This is a genomic window from Mitsuaria chitosanitabida ATCC BAA-476 = NBRC 102408 (assembly GCF_001598255.1).
Classification (GTDB): domain Bacteria; phylum Pseudomonadota; class Gammaproteobacteria; order Burkholderiales; family Burkholderiaceae_C; genus Roseateles; species Roseateles chitosanitabidus.
This window is the reverse complement of the sequence record NZ_BCYP01000027.1, coordinates 35,446-51,415: the sequence shown is the minus strand read 5'-3', so window position 1 is coordinate 51,415 and position 15,970 is coordinate 35,446. Positions and strand designations below refer to the sequence as shown.

Genomic DNA, 15,970 nt, shown 5'->3' with positions numbered 1-15,970 from the left:
AGGGACTCTACCAGCGCGCCCCGGACCGGTCGCCCGGTCAGGCCTTGCGCTTGAACACCAGGTCCCAGACGCCGTGGCCCAGCTTGAGGCCGCGGTGCTCGAACTTGGTCAGCGGCCGGTAGTCCGGCTTGTCCGCGTAGCCGTCGGCCCGGGTGGAGGTGTTCACCAGGTCCGGATCGGCGCTCAGCACCTCCAGCATCTGCTGGGCATAGGGCTCCCAGTCGGTGGCCAGATGCAGGTAGCCGCCCGGGGCCAGGTGCTTGACCAGCTTGGCGATGAAGGGCGACTGCACCAGGCGGCGCTTGTTGTGGCGCTTCTTGTGCCAGGGATCCGGGAAGTAGATGTGCACGCCGGCCAGCGAGCCGGGCGCGATCATCGCGTCCAGCACCTCGACGGCGTCGTGCTGGAAGATGCGGATGTTGGGGATGTCCTGCTCGCCGATCAGCTTGAGCAGCGCGCCCACGCCGGGCTCGTGCACCTCGCAGCCGATGAAGTCGTGGTCGGGCAGCGTGCGGGCGATCTGGGCGGTCGGGCCGCCCATGCCGAAACCGATCTCGAAGACCACCGGCGCCCGGCGGCCGAAGGTGCGCTCGTAGTCCAGCGGCTCGGGCTTGAACGGGATCACGAACTGCGGACCGAGCTCGGCCAGCGCCTTGATCTGCCCGGTGCCCATGCGGCCGGCGCGCACCACGAAGCTGCGGATGCGCGACTTCGGATGCGGGTGCTGGCCCTCGGCGCCCTCGCCGGGATCGGCCGCGTCGGCGGGCGCGGGAGCGCCGGACTCGTCGAGGGGCTCGTCGGGGGGAGTGGTGGGCAGGGACATGGCGCTCAGCCGCGGCGGGCTGCGATCGAAAACAAGGGGCGAGAGTTTACCGGGCCTCGCCCGCCGGATGCCGCGGCTCGCGCGCGCCGGCGGGACCGTGGCGTCCCGGGGCGGTCAGGCGACCAGCCGCGGCGGCCCGGGCGGATGCGGCGGGATCTGCAGCGCGAAGCCGCCGGCGCGCTTGCGCATGGTGGCCGGATCGACCTGCGGCGCCTGGGCCGGCCAGTCGAAGAACTGCTGGATCTCGGCGCGACGGGCCAGCGTGTCGGCCATGCCCAGGGTGATCAGCTCGTTGGTGTACTCCGGCTCGAAGAGCAGGTAGCTCACCAGCGCCGAGCCGCTGGCGGTCGCGCCCTCGCCTTGCACGCCGACACCGCGCAGCAGGCCGCGGATGGCGGGGGGAAGCGCGCCCTGGTGCTCGGCCGCGAGGCTGTCCAGCGGCCGGCTCGGCGCGATGACCAGGGCCTCCAGCGGCTTGAGCGGCGTGTTGGCGCGGGCTTCGCGCGGGAGCAGCGCCAGCGTGCTGTTGATGCGCTTGAGCCGCTCGATGTCCACCGCCAGGGAGTCCAGGAAGATGTTGGACATCGCGTGGCCGGCGATCTGGGCCAGGCTGGGGTGCCCGGTGTTGACGGGGCCGTGGTTGCCCTCCCCGCCGCTCTCGTGCATGCGGCCGGCGCCGATGATCAGCACCTTCTCCGCGCCCAGGTGCACGGCCGGCGAGATCGGCGCCGTCTGCCGCATCGAGCCATCGCCGAACCACTCGACCTCGCCGGCCAGCTCCAGCGGCTCGGCCGGGAAGATGAAGGGGATGGCGGAGGACGCGATCAGGTGCTCGATCGACAGCCGCGGCGCGCGCACGGCCAGACGCTGGGTGCGGATCCAGGGGTCGATCTGGTGGTGGGTCTGATAGAAGGTGACGTGGTGGCCGGAGCTGTAACTCGACCCCGTCACCGCGAGCGCGTCGAGGTGGCCCTGGGCGAGCATGTCGTCGAGCCGGTCCATGCGGATCCACTGCGAGAGCAGACCGCGCAGGGGCGTGTTGTCGAGCAGGCTGCGCGGCCTCGTCCGTCGCCAGCGGTTCAGCGCCCAGCCCAGGCTGATCATGGAGAGCCACTTGGCGCCGGTGCGGATGACGCCGAAGGAATCGGCGGCGTAGACCTGGTCGACGTGGATGTTCTGCCAGATGTACATCAGGCCGTCGACGGCGGAGCAGAAGTCGTCGGCCTGGCAGGCCAGCGTGGCCGCGTTGATGGAGCCCGCCGAGGTGCCGGCGATCACCTGGAAGGGGTTGTCGCCGGTGGTGCAGGCGTCGCGCCGGAGCTGCGCGATGGCCGCCAGCACGCCGACCTGATAGGCGGCGCGCGCCCCCCCTCCCGTGAGGATCAGGCCGGTCTTGGGCTTGGCGTCCAGCATGGGCGGGAGCTTACGCCGGACACGCCCGCCGCATGTCACCGGATCACCCGTCAAATGGGGGATGCCCGAGGGCATCCCGGGGTGGCTCAGCGGCGGCGCGGCGGCCGCCGGGGGGCGGCGTCGGGCGATGGCACGATGTCGAGCCAGTCCGGCGTCTGGAACGGGAGCTCCTCTTCGGCGTAGCCGGCGGCCGCCACCTGCTCGGCCCACAGGTCCGGCGCCCTGCGCCTCGCCATGGCGATGTACTCGCGGGCCTCCTCCTCGCCGTAGCCGTAATCCGGGCTTGCGTCGATCAGATTGAAGGTCGAGGCCAAGGCGGCATGCGTCTTCGAACGGGACAGATCCATCGCCTGATTGCCGTTGAAGCCGAGGCCGTACGGTGCGATGTCGAAGGCGGGGGAGAGCCGCCACGAGACACCGTCGAACAGGAGGCCCGTGTTGCGGGGATGGTCGTCACCGTTGGCCAGCACGGCATTGACCACCAGCCGTCGGAACAGTTCGCGCTGATCCTCGATGACCGTGTCCAGGCCCGGACGTCCGCCCCAGCGTCTCAGTTCCAGGGCCAGGGCGACGTAGGACCGCTCACGACTGCCGCGCGGCTGCTTGTCCAGCCCCAGCACCGTGTGCGCGCTGGCGTACAGCCGCCGCGTGACCGCGCCCGCCTCGTCCCGGTGCCGGTCGAAGCGGCGCACCAGGATCACCTCGCGCCGATCCACGCGCTTGAACTGGACCTGCGCGGCGTTGACGCCCAGGGCCGTCGCGACCTTCATCGCGACGAACTCTCGCAGGGGTGAATGCGGCCGATCGCCGCGATCCTGAAGCTTGGCGAGCCAGAGCTGTCCTTCATGGAGGACCGTCAGCTTGGGACGCCCCCCCCCGGCGCTGGTCCCGACGATGCCCTTGACCTCCCGCACGGCGTCGCTCGCGGGGCGGGTGTCGGGAACGTTTGCCAGGATCTGCAGCAAGTCATCGGACGGAGGGGCATGGACAAGCTGCTTGCGATCGATGTCGTCGCAGACCGCGATCGCGCCGACCGAATCGCCTTCCGATTCCTCGAGCACCGCCATGTGATCGTCGACCTCGACCCGCCGGATGTGCGAGAGCAGATCCAGCCCATAGCCTTCCGGCTTGGCGTCTCGAATGACGCCGAACAGCCCGTCCTGCCGAGTCTCCCGGATCGTCCGCACGCGGGAGGCCAAGGCCAGGTGCACGGGATCAAGCGCCAGCCCCCCAGCCGCATCCAGATAGGACTGCCGATACTCGAAGGTCCCCAGCCCCCCCTTGAGCGTGAACACACCGCACTCGGTCGGCGTGGACTCGCCCGGGAGCCAGATCCAGACGGGCTTCGCGTCGGCGCTCATGAGGCCTTGCGCCTCGCGGTACGCACTTTCAGCGGGACCGCATCCGCCATCAGCTCGGAGAGATCCTTGTCCGAGCCCAGTTCCGACAAGGTCCCGAAGGTCCCCTCCAAGCCCAGGGCCCAGAGCACCATCAGCACCGAGCCGATCTGCACGGTCGGGAGACCCTTCTCGATCGAGAGCAAGGTGCTGAGCCCGATGCCGGCCTTCGCGGCCAGGTCCGGCTGCGTCAACCGGCGCGCGCGACGGGCGAGCGAGATGCGCTCGCCCAGATCCGTGAGCGCGTCCTCGACAACGAACGGGAACGTCTTGAGACTCTTCATAGGGCAAGCGTTATACCGAACAACTCTTGCCAAAACAACATTCAAGGCGATTAACTGTTGCTGAGGCAACAGTTTCTACAACATCACCCGCCCGCGTCGTACACGATCTCCGCCGGCTTGAGCTTCTCCAGCGCCTCGTCGCTGGGCCAGAACTTGCCCGCCCCACCGAGGCCGAGCTCGGCCACCGCGCCGTCGCGCTTGATCGGGATGCGCAGCTCCAGGCCCTGGCTGAGCACGCCCTGCTCGGTCTCGACCCGCTTGGCGGGCCAGCTCTTGATCAGATCCAGCACCTGCGCCGCCGGCAGGTTCGGCGCCGTGCGCAGGTAGCGCCCGAAGCGCGCCCGCGCCGCCGCCAGCCCGAAGACCTGCTGCACGTTCATCCGCAGCCCGCCCGAGAACCGGTCGTTCTGCACCTTGCCGACCGCGATGATCAGCTCGTCCTCGGCCAGCAGCTCCTTGTTGGCGTTGAGCAGCTCCTCGTTGGCCACCGCCTCGATCGCATCGGTCTTGTCGTCAATCTTGAAGATCGCCACCCGGCCGCGCGAGCCGTTGATCACCCGCATGTCCGACACGATGCCCGCCACCGTCGTCGGCTCGCGGCTGTCCTGCAGGTCGACGATGCGGCGCTTGACCATCTTGCGCAGCTCCGTCTCCGCCTGATCGAACAGGTGGCCCGAGAGATAGAAGCCGATCGCGGTCTTCTCCAGGCTCAGCCGCTCCTTGATGCCCCAGGGCGGGACCTCGACGAAATCAGGCTCCGCGGTCGACGAGCCGTGCGTGTCGTCGAAGTCGAACAGGCCGCCCTGGTTGACGTTCTGCGCCAGGTTGTCCGCGTAGGTGTAGCCCAGCGCCACGCTGGCGAGCAGCCGCTCCCGCTCCGGATGCAGCGCGTCGAAGGCGCCGGCCTTGATCAGCGCTTCCACCACCCGCTTGTTGACCGCCTTGCGGTCCACGCGGGCGCAGAAGTCGAAGAAGCTGGTGAAGGGGCCGCCCTCGGTCCGCGCGCGCACGATGGCCTCGATCGCGCCGGCGCCCGTGCCCTTGATCGCGCCCAGGCTGTAGTTGATCTTGCGCGCGCGCGGCGTGACGCCCGGCTTGCCGGCGTCCTTGGGCACCGACTTCACCGTGCCCTCGTCCGCGCCCATGGGCTCGAAACGGCCCACGCCCAGGTTGATGTTGGGCGGCTCGAACTCGATGCCGAACAGCTTCGCGTCGTGCATCAGCACCTTGAGCTTGTCCGTGTCGTCCGATTCAATGGTCATGTTCGCGGCGAAGAACTCCGCCGTGAAATGCACCTTCAGCCAGCCCGTGTGATACGCCAGCAGCGAGTACGCGGCCGCATGCGACTTGTTGAAGCCGTAGCCGGCGAACTTCTCCATCAGGTCGAAGACCTCGTCGGCCTTGTCCTGATCGATGCCCTTCTCGGCCGCGCCCTTGCGGAACAGGTCGCGGTGCATGGCCATCTCTTCGGCCTTCTTCTTGCCCATCGCCCGGCGCAGCATGTCCGCGCCGCCCAGCGAGTAACCGCCCAGCACCTGGGCGGTCTGCATCACCTGTTCCTGGTAGACCATGATCCCGTAGGTCTCGGACAGCACCGGCTCCACCAGCGGATGCGGGTACTCGACCACTTCCTTGCCGTGCTTGCGCGCGACGAAGCTGGGGATCAGGTCCATCGGACCCGGGCGGTACAAGGCGTTCAGCGCGATCAGGTCCTCCAGCCGGGACGGCTTGGCGTCCTTGAGCATGCGCTGCATGCCGCTGGATTCGAACTGGAACACCGACTCCGTCAGCCCGTCCGAGAACAGCTTGTAGGTCCGCTTGTCGTCCAGCGGAATCGTCTCGAAGGCGAAGTCCTTCTGCTCCGGATAGCGGCCGACGATGAAGTCCTTGGCCAGCTCCAGGATCGTGAGCGTCGCCAGACCCAGGAAGTCGAACTTCACCAGGCCGATGGCCTCCACGTCGTCCTTGTCGTACTGGCTGACCGCCGAGGTCGAGCCCGGCTGCTGGTACTGCGGGCAGAAGTCGGTGATCTTGCCCGGGGCGATCAGCACGCCCCCGGCGTGCATGCCGATGGAGCGCACCGTGCCCTCCACCCGCGCCGCCATCTCCAGCAGGCCGGCGACTTCCTCGTCCTGGGCCTCGCGCTCCTCGATCTCGGGGGACTCGTGCCGCGCGTAGACCATCTTGGCCTTGTCGGGGTCGAAGTCGGGAGGGAGCTTGGCCAGCGTCACCGTCTTGCCGGGCGGGGCCGGGACCAGCTTGGCGATCGAGTCCACATGGCCGAAGCCCATGCCCAGCACGCGGCCGATGTCGCGCAGCGCGCCCTTGGCCGCCATCGTGCCGAAGGTCGCGATCTGGCTCACCGCCGGGCGGCCGTACTTGTCCTTGACGTAGTCGATGACCCGGTCGCGGTTGCCCTGGCAGAAGTCGATGTCGAAGTCGGGCATCGAGACCCGCTCGGGGTTCAGGAAGCGCTCGAACAGCAGGTTGTACTGCAGCGGGTCCAGGTCGGTGATCAGCAGCACGTAGGCCACCAGCGAGCCCGCGCCCGAGCCCCGGCCCGGTCCCACCGGGCAGCCGTTGTTCTTCGCCCAGCGGATGAAGTCACCCACGATGAGGAAGTAGCCGGGGAAGCCCATCTTGATGATGGTCGCGAGCTCGAACTCCAGCCGCTCCACGTAGCGCGGCCGCGCCGCGTCGCGCTTGGCCTCGTCCGGGAACAGCAGCTTCAGCCGGTCCTCCAGGCCCTCGTAGGAGAGCATCCGGAAGTACTGCTCCATCGGCATGGGGTTGCCGTCGGCCTGGATGGGCGTGGGGAAGTTGGGCAGTTGCGGCTTGCCCAGCACCAGCGACAGGCTGCAGCGCCGCGCGATCTCCACCGTGTTGGCGATCGCGCTGGGCAGGTCCGCGAAGAGCGTCTCCATCTCCGCCTGCGACTTGAAATGCTGGCTCGGGAGGAAGCGTTTGATCCGCTTGGGATTGGCCAGGGTCTCGCCGTCGGCCACGCACACGCGCGCCTCGTGCGCCTCGAAGTCGTCCTCTTCCAGGAACTGGACCGGATGCGTCGCCACCACCGGCAGCTTCGCCTTGGCCGCCAGCGGCACCAGCTGGCGCAGCAGCGCTTCCTGGCCCGGGAGGCCGGCGCGCTGCAGCTCGATGTAGAAGCGGTCCGGGTAGATCGCGGACAGGCGGCGCGCCCAGTCCAGCGCCTTGGCCTCGTCGCCGGCGACCAGCGCCTGGCCGACCGGGCCGAACTGGAAACCGCCCAGGCAGATCAGGCCCTCGTTGAGCTCCTGCATCCACTCGAGCTTGAGCAGCGCCTGGTTGCGCTGCACGTTCTGGATCCAGGCCCGCGACAGCAGCTCGCTGACGTTCAGGTAGCCCTGGAAGTTCTGCACCAGCAGCAGCACGCGGCTGGGCGGCTTGTCGGCGGCATCCGCCTCCAGCCAGGCCTCGACGCCGAGGATGGGCTTGACGCCCTTCTTGCGGCAGGCGTTGTAGAACTTCACCCCGCCGAACATGTTGGCCAGGTCGGTCAGGCCCAGGGCGACTTGCCCATCCTTGGCGGCCGCCTTGGCGGCGTCGTCGATGCGCAAGGTGCCGTCGACGACAGAGAACTCGGTGTGGAGACGAAGGTGAACGAAAGCCATCCCGGGATTGTAGGGAGGCTATGCTGCTCCCCCATCGAACACACCCGGAGCCGATGGATGAAGACCCTGCCGCTGATGGCCGCGCTGGCCCTTGCCGTCCCCCTGCTGGCGACCGCCGCCGATCCCGCGCCGGCCGCGGCCCCGGCGAGCGAGGGCAAGGCCACGCCCGCGATGACGCCGGGAGCCGCCGGCCGGTCCGCGGGCGAGGCGGGTCGCGCCGCCGGCAAGGCCGGAAAGGCGGCGGGAGAAGCGGGCCGTGCCGCCGCCAAGGCCGCCGGCGCGGGCAGGACCACCCGGACCAGCGCCGACATCATCGCCACCGCCCCGGTCGCCGACTGGCGCGACGTCGACCCCGACAACCTGCTGGTGATGACGCTGCCCAAGGGCCAGGTGCTCATCGAGCTGGCGCCGCGCTTCGCCCCGGCCCACGTCGACAACATCCGCGCGCTGGCCCGCGGCGGCTACTGGGATGGCCTGGCCGTCGTCCGCGTCCAGGACAACTTCGTCACCCAGTGGGGCGACCCGGACGCCGACGACGAGGACGCCGGCATCAAGGGCAAGGCCCGGCCCTTCCCCGCCGGCGCCAAGGACCACCTGCCGGCCGAGTTCTCGATTCCGCTCAAGGGCGTGCCGCTGACCGCCCTGCCCGACGTCGACGGCTGGGCGCCGCGCGCCGGTCACGTGGACGGCTTCCCGGTCGCCGCCGACCCCAAGGCCGGCAAGGCCTGGCTGGCGCACTGCTACGGCACCGTCGGCGCGGGCCGCGGCAACGCGGTCGACTCCAGCACCGGCGCCGAGCTCTACACCGTCATCGGCCACGCCCCGCGCGGCCTGGACCTGAACATCACCGTCGTGGGCCGGGTGCTCAAGGGCATGGAGTTCCTGTCCTCGCTGCCGCGCGGCGGCGGCGCGATGGGCTTCTACGACAAGCCCGAACAGCGCCAGGGCATCGAGAGGATCGCCCTGGCCTCGGCCCTGCCCGAGGACCAGCGTCCCGCGATGCAGGTGCTGCGCACCGACACCGCCACCTGGAAGGAGCTGCTGGAGGCGCGCCGCCACCGCGGCGGCTGGTTCGTGCACAGCCCCGAGCACACCGAGATCTGCAGCGCCGCCGCGCCGGTGCGCGCCAAGCCCATGGACCGCGACGTGAAGCTCAACGAGCCCAAGTCGCCCGAGCTCAAGCGCTGAGCCCTCGCGCCCCCAGAGCCGCCGGCACCGGAAAGCCGGCGTGCGACACCCGCCCCGCGCCTACAATCGCGGGTTTTTGCTGATTCCCGGCGGGCCGCGGTCCGTCGCTCCGGCATGACCCAGCCCGACATGTCGTCCTCCGTCCGTCCTTCCGAGCCCCCCGAGTCGACCGCCTCCGCGGCCGATCCGGCCGACGCCGCCGCGTCCGTCCTGAACATCTCCTGCTACCTCTTCGTCGGCATCGACGATCCGCACGCGCTGCGCGAGCGGCTGCACGAGCACGCGTCGGCGCTGGGACTCAAGGGCACGGTGCTGATCGCCGAGGAGGGGATCAATCTCTTCCTGGCCGGCCCCGCGGCCGCGGTGAACGCCTGGGTCGGCGCGCTGCGCGCCGACGCGCGCTTCGCCGCGCTGGCGCCCAAGGAGAGCTGGAGCGAGGCCACGCCCTTCCGCAAGCTGCTGGTCAAGGTCAAGCCGGAGATCATCCGCATGAACCACCCGACCATCCGTCCGGACCAGGCGCCACGCGCGCCCGCCCTGCCCGCCGCCACGCTCAAGCGCTGGCTGGACCAGGGCCACGACGACGACGGCCGGCCGGTGGTGACGCTGGACACGCGCAACGCGTTCGAGGTCGACGTGGGCGCCTTCGACCACGCCATCGACTGGCGCATCACCAAGTTCAGCGAGTTCCCCGACGCCGTGCGCGCGCACCGCGAGGAACTGGCCGGCAAGACCGTCGTCAGCTACTGCACCGGCGGCATCCGCTGCGAGAAGGCCGCGCTCTTCCTGGACCAGCAGGACCTGGGCGCCACCGTCTACCAGCTCGAGGGCGGCATCCTGAAGTACTTCGAGGAAGTCGGCGGCGCCCACTATCACGGCAACTGCTTCGTCTTCGACGAGCGCCGCGCGCTGGACCCGGCGCTGGCGCCCTCGCCCATCGTCGAGCCGCACGAGGCCGCCGCGGCGGCCGCGCTGGCCGCCGCGGGCGAGACCCCGGCCGAGGCGCCGGCCCCGGCACGTCCCACGACCCCGGCCTGAACGCCCACCGCCCCGCCATGAGCGACCGCCCCACCCTCGGCGCCCGGCTGATGAAGCTGCTGGGCTTCATCGTGCTGGTCACGGCCATCCTGGCCATGGCCTTCCGCGCGCCGGACCGGCCGCTGGAGAGCCTGATCGCGCGCTGGGGCGCCCCGCCCTCGGACTTCATGGAGCTGAAGCTGCCCGGCGGCCAGACCCAGTTGGTCCATTACCGCGACGAGGGCCCCCGCTCCGACACCACGCCCATCGTGCTGATGCATGCGACGCTGTCCAGCCTGCACACCTGGGAGGGTTGGGTGAAGTCGCTGAGCGCCACCCGCCGCGTCATCACGCTCGACCTGCCCGGCTTCGGCCTGACCGGCCCCTCCCCCCTGAACGACTACAGCGACGAGGCCTACGAGCAGTTCCTCCAGCAGTTCCTGGCCAAGCTCGAGATCAACCGCCTGGTGCTGGGCGGCAACTCGCTGGGCGGCGAGATCGCCTGGATCTACACCGCACGGCATCCGCAGCAGGTGGCGGCCCTGATCCTGGTCGATGCCGACGGCCTGGACGTGCCCAGCCCCACCGTCCCGCGCGGCGCGCGCATGCCCGACTGGGCACCGCTGCATCAACTGGTCGGCGTGTTCCTGCCCCGACCGCTGGTGGACCGCGGGATCCGCGGGATGTACGGCGATCCGTCCAAGGTCTCGGCCGCGTTGGTCGACCGCTACTTCGAACTCACCCTGCGCGAGGGCAACCGCGTCGCGCTGGCCAAGCGGCTGGCGCAACGCGATCCGGGCAGCCACGACGACCTGCTCACGAAGATCAAGGTCCCGACGCTGATCCTGTGGGGCGGCAAGGACCCGATCATCCCGGTCGAGGCCGGCGAGCGCTTCCACCGCGCCATCCCCGGCAGCCAGATGCAGGTCTTCCCCGAGCTCGGCCACCTGGCCCAGGAGGAGGACCCCGTGTCCACCGTCCAGGCCGCTGACAAGTTTTTGCACTCTCTTTAACCCTGATGGCCGCCATGCGTGCGGCATGGCAACAATCGGACGCTTTACCGCACGACGGTCCGCGCGACGCGACGGATCGGCGGTTCGATCCCCACGACCGACACTCACAAGGAGTCTTCATGCAACGACGACCACTGCTCGCCCGCGTCATCCTCTCGGCCATCGCCGTGCTCGCCACCGCCGGTGCCGCCCAGGCCCAGGCCCCCGACTGGAAGAAGATCCGCATCGGCGTCGAGGGCGCCTACCCCCCGTTCTCCGAAGTCGGCGCCGACGGCAAGCTCAAGGGCTTCGAGATCGATCTGGCGATGGCGCTGTGCGCCGAGATGAAGGCCGAGTGCACGCTGGTGCAGCAGGACTTCGACGGCCTGATCCCGGCGCTGCAGTCGCGCAAGATCGACGCGGTGATCGCCTCGATGTCGATCACGGACGAGCGCAAGAAGGTCATCGCCTTCTCCAACCCCTACTACAACACCCCGGCCCGCTTCACCGCCAAGGCCGACGCCAAGTTCGACTTCTCGCCCGCCGGCCTCAAGGGCAAGAAGATCGCGGTGCAGCGCGCGACCATCCATGAGAAGTTCGCGACCGACACCTTCAAGCAGAGCGAGATCGTCCGCTACGCCACGCAGGACCAGGCCTTCCTGGACCTGAAGTCCGGCCGCGCCGACCTCACGCTGGCCGACCTGGTCGCGGCGGATGTCGGCTTCCTGAAGACGCCGGGCGGCAAGGGCTTCGCCTTCGTGGGCCCGAGCTACAACGACGTCAAGTACTTCGGCGTGGGCAGCGGCGTGGGCCTGCGCAAGGCCGACGAGAAGTCGCTGGGCAAGAAGTTCAACGACGCCATCGCGGCGGTGAAGGCCAACGGCACCTTCAAGAAGCTCAACGACAAGTACTTCGAGTACGACATCTCGGCCAAGTGATCCGGTCCTGACCCCACGAGGCCCGGCCGACGCTGTCCGGCCGGGCCTCTCTCCCGATTGAATGAACGAGGACCGCTGAATGATCCTGCACGGCTTCCTGCCCAGCCTGCTCGAAGGCGCCGTACTGACCCTGGGCGTGGCCGTCGGCTCGATGGCGCTGGCCATGGTGCTGGGCTTCCTGGGCGCGCTGGCCAAGCTGTCGAGATCGCGCGCGCTGCGCGGTGTCGCGACGGTCTACACCACCCTGATCCGCGGCGTGCCCGACCTGGTGCTGATGCTGCTGATCTTCTTCGGCGGCCAGGTCGCGGTGAACGCGATCGCGGCCTCGCTGGGGCACGACGAGTACATCGACATCAACCCCTTCGTCGCCGGCGTGGCGACCATCGCCTTCATCTTCGGCGCGTATCTGACCGAGGCCTTCCGCGGCGCGTTTCTCGCGGTCCCGCCGGGGCAGCGCGAGGCCGGCCTGGCCTTCGGCATGAGCCCGCGCCAGGTGGTGTGGCGCATCACGCTGCCGCAGATGATCCGGCATGCGCTGCCGGGGTTGTCCAACAACTGGCTGGTGCTGATCAAGAGCACCGCCATCGTGTCGGTGATCGGTCTGCACGACCTGATGATGCGCGGCTCGCAGGCCGCGGCCGCCACGCGCGAGCCCTTCGCCTTCTATCTGGCGGTGGCGCTGATCTACCTGGCCTTCACCTCGGTGTCGGAGCTGCTCTTCGACCAGCTCCAGAAGCGCCTGTCCGTCGGCGTGCGCCGTCAGTCGCTGTGAGCCCGGCACGCTCCGCCGCCGCGCCTCACCGCGACATCGAACGCCTCCGCGAACGCCGAATCGAACGAGACCTCTCATGAATCTGGACGCCATCGTCGAGAACCTCCCGCGCTACCTCGACGGCGCGCTGACCACCGCCGAACTGCTGATCCTGTCCCTGCTGATCGGCCTGGCGCTGGCGGTGCCGCTGGCCGTGCTGCGCACCCTGCCCATCAATTGGCTGTCGCGCGCCGTGTGGGTCTACACCTACGTCTTCCGCGGCACGCCCATGCTGGTGCAGCTCTTCCTGATCTATTACGGACTGGGCCAGTTCGAGTGGATGCAGCAGAGCGCGCTGTGGCCGCTGTTCAGCTCGGCCTGGTTCTGCGCCTGCCTGACCTTCGTGCTGAACACGGCGGCCTACACGACCGAGATCATCGCGGGCTCGATCCGATCGCTGCCGCACGGGGAGATCGAGGCCGCGAAATCGCTGGGCATGAGCCGCGGCGTGATGCTGCGCCGCATCGTGCTGCCGCATGCGCTGCGCCGCGCGTTGCCGGCCTACAGCAACGAGGCCATCTTCATGCTGCACGGCACGGCGCTGGCCAGCGTCGTGACCATCATGGACATCACCGGCGTGGCGCGCGACGTCAACGCCACCTACTACATCCCCTTCGAGGCCTTCATCACCGCGGCGGTCCTGTACTTCGCGATGACGCTGGTGCTGGTGGGTCTGTTCCACAAGGCGGAGGCCCGCTGGCTCAAGCCGCTGATGCCGCGCTGACGCCGCGTCGACCCGAGGTCGCTTCATGCAAGTCAAACAACATCTCCTGCCCAGCCCCGCGCCGGGCACCCGGCGCGAGCTGGTCTCGCTGCACTACGGTCAAGCCGGCCAGGGCGAGAAGGTCTACATCCAGGCCTCGCTGCACGCCGACGAACTGCCCGGCATGCTGACCGCCTGGCACCTGCGCCGCCAGTTCGACGCGCTGGAGACCGCCGGCCGCCTGCGCGGCGAGATCGTGCTGGTCCCCATGGCCAACCCGATCGGCCTGTCGCAGTGGTGGCTGCAATCGCACCTGGGCCGCTTCGAGGGCCTCTCGGGCGAGAACTTCAACCGCCACTACCCCGAGTACATCGAGGCCGCCGCCCGCGCCGCCGAACCGCGCCTGGGCCAGGACGAGCGGCAGAACGTCGCGGTGCTGCGCGCCGCGCTGCGCACCGAGGTGCAGGCCGCCCCCGCCGACACCGAGCTCAAGGCGCTGCGCAAGACCCTGATGCTGCTGGCCTGCGACGCCGACGTCGTGCTGGACCTGCACTGCGACGCGCAGGCCATGATGCATCTCTACACCGAGACCCCGTGCTGGTCGCAGTGCGAGCCGCTGGCGGCCTTCCTGGGCGCGGGCGTGACGCTGCTGGCGACCGACTCGGGCGACAACCCTTTCGACGAGGCCTGCTCGCAGAGCTGGTGGAAGTGGAAGCGTCATTTCGGCGACCGTTTCCCGATCCCGCAGGCGACGCTGTCGGTGACGGTGGAGCTGCGCGGCCAGCAGGACGTGCACCACGACCTGGCGTCCCAGGACGCGCAGGCCATCGTGGACTTCCTGACCTGGCGCGGCGTGATCGCGCCCGACGGGGCGGTCCCGGCGGTGCCGGCGCCGGTCGGCGACGCGCGTCCGCTGGCGGGTTCGATGCCGATCGCCTCGCCGGTGGCGGGCGTGCTGACCTTCCTGCGCGAGGTCGGCGAGACGGTGAAGGCCGGCGACGTCATCGCGCACGTCATCGATCCGATCACCGCGTCGGTCACCGAATTGAAGAGCCCGGTCGACGGGCTGCTGTTTGCCCGCGACACGCTGCGCCTGGTCACCACCGGGGCGCGGATCGCGAAGGTCGCCGGTCGCGAGGCGACCCGCACTGGAAAACTGTTGGGAGCCCGTTGATGTCCGCCGCCAGTCTTGTTGTCGACAACCTGCACAAGCGCTATGGAGAGCGCGAGGTGCTCAAGGGGGTGTCGCTGTCCGCCAAGCCAGGGGATGTGATCACGCTGATCGGGTCCAGCGGCTCGGGCAAGAGCACCTTCCTGCGCTGCCTGAACCTGCTGGAGCAGCCGCACGAGGGCTCGCTGAAGCTGGGTGCCGAGGAGCTCAAGCTGGTCCGCGACCGCGACGGCAGCTTCAAGGCCGCCGATGCCGCGCAGCTGCAGCGCTGGCGCGCGCGCCTGGCGATGGTGTTCCAGAACTTCAACCTGTGGGGCCACCGCACGGTGCTGGAAAACGTCATCGAGGCGCCCATCCACGTGCTGAAGCAGCCGCGCGCGCAGGCCATCGAGAAGGCCGAGGCGCTGTTGGCCCGGGTCGGTGTGTCGCACCGCAAGGACGTGTACCCGGCGCAGCTGTCGGGCGGCGAGCAGCAGCGCGTGGCGATCGCCCGCGCGCTGGCGGTGGAGCCTGAGGTCATGCTCTTCGACGAGCCGACCTCGGCGCTGGATCCGGAGCTGGTGGGCGAGGTGCTCAAGGTGATGCGCGACCTGGCGGCGGAAGGCCGCACGATGATCGTCGTCACGCACGAGATGGGCTTCGCGCGGGAGGTGTCCTCGCACACGATGTTCCTGCATCAGGGCCGTGTGGAGGAGCAGGGCGACCCGCGCGAGGTGCTGATCAAGCCGCAGAGCGAGCGGCTGAAGGCGTTCCTGAGTGGCGGGCTGAAGTAGGCATTTTCTGCGGGTGCTGCGCTGCCTCGGACACCGGCGCTCAGAGCAACGGCGCAGGTAGAAATACGGCTTGCACCCCTCGATCTCGCACCAGTTGCAGCAGACGCAGCGCAGCACCTTGGGGGCGACTCAAGCCCTGCTCCCATCGGCGCAGCTCACGCGCCGAGGTGTTGATCAGCTCCGCGAAATGCTCGATGCCCAGGCTGTCGCGCTCACGGATCGCACGAAGCACCTGCGGAGGCAGTTGCTCAGGCGCCTGCATGCAATCGATCTCGAAGCCGCGCCGTTGCCCATCATCGATCAGGCCAAGGCTATGCCACAGCCGCCCCTCGCGCAGGATTCGCTTGACCAGCGCTGACTTCCGTTTCCTCATCACAGTTCACCTCTTTCAGTTTCCCTTGCCCGACTGCGGCCAGCAGTTCGGGCGAACTCATGGTCATCAGCGCCAGCCCATAGCGCTGGAAGGCGCGCAGCTCAGCCCCTTCGACGTTCCCTTGCTGATTCTTCGCATAGCCTTCGACGAAGAACCAAGGGCCTTCGTTTCGTCTTGCGACCAGCACCCGATACCCGCTTCGCTTACCCGCACCGGATCTTCCGATCCGCTTCTTCACGAGACCACTACCCAGATCTGCATCCACGAGCCCGCGCGTCATTTCCGCGACAGCGCGACACAGATCAAGCTCGCGCAGCGGCTGCTTGCGCATCCAGCGCCTGAAGCCCTCCACCACATACACCGGTGCCGCCACGCTGACCTCCTCGCATCGCTGCGATGCCAGTCAGTGCCAGGTGTTGCCGGCTGCAATCTCGTGC

Annotated in this window: 15 protein-coding genes; 8 read left to right on the top strand and 7 right to left on the bottom strand. The window is 69.2% G+C overall.

Annotation, left to right across the window (positions count from 1 at the left end; all coding sequences use genetic code 11):
• Window positions 1–37: 37 nt before the first annotated feature.
• The 5 genes from trmB to dnaE form a co-directional block, all read right to left on the bottom strand.
• The gene (trmB, locus tag MCHT01_RS17745; protein WP_067066950.1) at window positions 38–823 is read right to left on the bottom strand and encodes a tRNA (guanosine(46)-N7)-methyltransferase TrmB; all 786 of its coding nucleotides are present in this window, start codon (window positions 821–823) and stop codon (window positions 38–40) included.
• A 114-nt stretch (window positions 824–937) separates the two neighbouring features.
• Window positions 938–2,236 carry a patatin-like phospholipase family protein gene (locus tag MCHT01_RS17740; RefSeq protein WP_084452882.1) on the bottom strand — a complete coding sequence of 433 codons (1,299 nt, stop codon included), beginning with the start codon at window positions 2,234–2,236 and terminating at the stop codon, window positions 938–940.
• An 86-nt stretch (window positions 2,237–2,322) separates the two neighbouring features.
• Window positions 2,323–3,597, bottom strand: coding sequence for a type II toxin-antitoxin system HipA family toxin (locus MCHT01_RS17735; protein ID WP_067066949.1), 1,275 nt, complete (start codon window positions 3,595–3,597; stop codon window positions 2,323–2,325).
• A complete protein-coding gene (locus tag MCHT01_RS17730) occupies window positions 3,594–3,917 on the bottom strand; it encodes a helix-turn-helix domain-containing protein (RefSeq protein ID WP_067066947.1) in 324 nt (107 codons plus the stop codon). The genes MCHT01_RS17735 and MCHT01_RS17730 overlap by 4 nt, the downstream gene beginning before the upstream one ends.
• Before the next feature lie 83 nt (window positions 3,918–4,000).
• Window positions 4,001–7,567 (bottom strand): DNA polymerase III subunit alpha, encoded by a 3,567-nt coding sequence (gene dnaE, locus MCHT01_RS17725; protein ID WP_067066946.1) that lies wholly within the window; start codon window positions 7,565–7,567, stop codon window positions 4,001–4,003.
• 57 nt (window positions 7,568–7,624) lie between these two features.
• On the opposite strand from dnaE, the gene MCHT01_RS17720 reads away from it, so the two are divergent.
• The 8 genes from MCHT01_RS17720 (at window position 7,625) to MCHT01_RS17685 (ending at window position 15,160) form a co-directional block, all read left to right on the top strand.
• Window positions 7,625–8,755, top strand: a complete 1,131-nt coding sequence (locus MCHT01_RS17720; protein ID WP_218017911.1) for a peptidylprolyl isomerase — start codon at window positions 7,625–7,627, stop codon at window positions 8,753–8,755.
• A gap of 129 nt (window positions 8,756–8,884) precedes the next feature.
• Window positions 8,885–9,793, top strand: a complete 909-nt coding sequence (locus tag MCHT01_RS17715) for a sulfurtransferase (protein WP_084452923.1) — start codon at window positions 8,885–8,887, stop codon at window positions 9,791–9,793.
• A 17-nt stretch (window positions 9,794–9,810) separates the two neighbouring features.
• Window positions 9,811–10,785: an alpha/beta fold hydrolase gene (locus tag MCHT01_RS17710; protein WP_067066944.1), complete on the top strand. Its 975-nt coding sequence runs from the start codon at window positions 9,811–9,813 to the stop codon at window positions 10,783–10,785.
• A gap of 119 nt (window positions 10,786–10,904) precedes the next feature.
• Window positions 10,905–11,702, top strand: coding sequence for an ABC transporter substrate-binding protein (locus tag MCHT01_RS17705; protein ID WP_067066942.1), 798 nt, complete (start codon window positions 10,905–10,907; stop codon window positions 11,700–11,702).
• 79 nt (window positions 11,703–11,781) lie between these two features.
• A complete protein-coding gene (locus tag MCHT01_RS17700) occupies window positions 11,782–12,474 on the top strand; it encodes an ABC transporter permease (RefSeq protein WP_273488459.1) in 693 nt (230 codons plus the stop codon).
• Window positions 12,475–12,550: 76 nt separating this feature from the next.
• Window positions 12,551–13,237 (top strand): ABC transporter permease, encoded by a 687-nt coding sequence (locus MCHT01_RS17695; protein ID WP_067066940.1) that lies wholly within the window; start codon window positions 12,551–12,553, stop codon window positions 13,235–13,237.
• A gap of 25 nt (window positions 13,238–13,262) precedes the next feature.
• Entirely contained in the window at window positions 13,263–14,390 is a 1,128-nt protein-coding gene (locus tag MCHT01_RS17690) for a M14 family metallopeptidase (RefSeq protein WP_067066938.1), read from the top strand.
• On the top strand, window positions 14,390–15,160 hold the full coding sequence (locus tag MCHT01_RS17685) for an ABC transporter ATP-binding protein (protein WP_067066935.1): 771 nt from the start codon (window positions 14,390–14,392) through the stop codon (window positions 15,158–15,160). The genes MCHT01_RS17690 and MCHT01_RS17685 overlap by 1 nt, the downstream gene beginning before the upstream one ends.
• Before the next feature lie 40 nt (window positions 15,161–15,200).
• Here MCHT01_RS17685 and MCHT01_RS26330 read toward each other — a convergent pair whose 3' ends face one another.
• Window positions 15,201–15,533 carry a helix-turn-helix domain-containing protein gene (locus MCHT01_RS26330; protein WP_148661591.1) on the bottom strand — a complete coding sequence of 111 codons (333 nt, stop codon included), beginning with the start codon at window positions 15,531–15,533 and terminating at the stop codon, window positions 15,201–15,203.
• A complete protein-coding gene (locus MCHT01_RS25715) occupies window positions 15,472–15,906 on the bottom strand; it encodes a type II toxin-antitoxin system RelE/ParE family toxin (RefSeq protein WP_148661590.1) in 435 nt (144 codons plus the stop codon). Before MCHT01_RS25715 ends, MCHT01_RS26330 begins: the two co-directional genes overlap by 62 nt.
• Window positions 15,907–15,970 lie beyond the last annotated feature (64 nt).

Coding starts and splice junctions, on each gene's coding strand:
- trmB (WP_067066950.1), bottom strand. CDS start 823: ATGTCCCTGCCCACCACTCCCCCCGACGAGCCCCTCGACGAGTCCGGC.
- MCHT01_RS17740 (WP_084452882.1), bottom strand. CDS start 2,236: ATGCTGGACGCCAAGCCCAAGACCGGCCTGATCCTCACGGGAGGGGGG.
- MCHT01_RS17735 (WP_067066949.1), bottom strand. CDS start 3,597: ATGAGCGCCGACGCGAAGCCCGTCTGGATCTGGCTCCCGGGCGAGTCC.
- MCHT01_RS17730 (WP_067066947.1), bottom strand. CDS start 3,917: ATGAAGAGTCTCAAGACGTTCCCGTTCGTTGTCGAGGACGCGCTCACG.
- dnaE (WP_067066946.1), bottom strand. CDS start 7,567: ATGGCTTTCGTTCACCTTCGTCTCCACACCGAGTTCTCTGTCGTCGAC.
- MCHT01_RS17720 (WP_218017911.1), top strand. CDS start 7,625: ATGAAGACCCTGCCGCTGATGGCCGCGCTGGCCCTTGCCGTCCCCCTG.
- MCHT01_RS17715 (WP_084452923.1), top strand. CDS start 8,885: ATGTCGTCCTCCGTCCGTCCTTCCGAGCCCCCCGAGTCGACCGCCTCC.
- MCHT01_RS17710 (WP_067066944.1), top strand. CDS start 9,811: ATGAGCGACCGCCCCACCCTCGGCGCCCGGCTGATGAAGCTGCTGGGC.
- MCHT01_RS17705 (WP_067066942.1), top strand. CDS start 10,905: ATGCAACGACGACCACTGCTCGCCCGCGTCATCCTCTCGGCCATCGCC.
- MCHT01_RS17700 (WP_273488459.1), top strand. CDS start 11,782: ATGATCCTGCACGGCTTCCTGCCCAGCCTGCTCGAAGGCGCCGTACTG.
- MCHT01_RS17695 (WP_067066940.1), top strand. CDS start 12,551: ATGAATCTGGACGCCATCGTCGAGAACCTCCCGCGCTACCTCGACGGC.
- MCHT01_RS17690 (WP_067066938.1), top strand. CDS start 13,263: ATGCAAGTCAAACAACATCTCCTGCCCAGCCCCGCGCCGGGCACCCGG.
- MCHT01_RS17685 (WP_067066935.1), top strand. CDS start 14,390: ATGTCCGCCGCCAGTCTTGTTGTCGACAACCTGCACAAGCGCTATGGA.
- MCHT01_RS26330 (WP_148661591.1), bottom strand. CDS start 15,533: ATGAGGAAACGGAAGTCAGCGCTGGTCAAGCGAATCCTGCGCGAGGGG.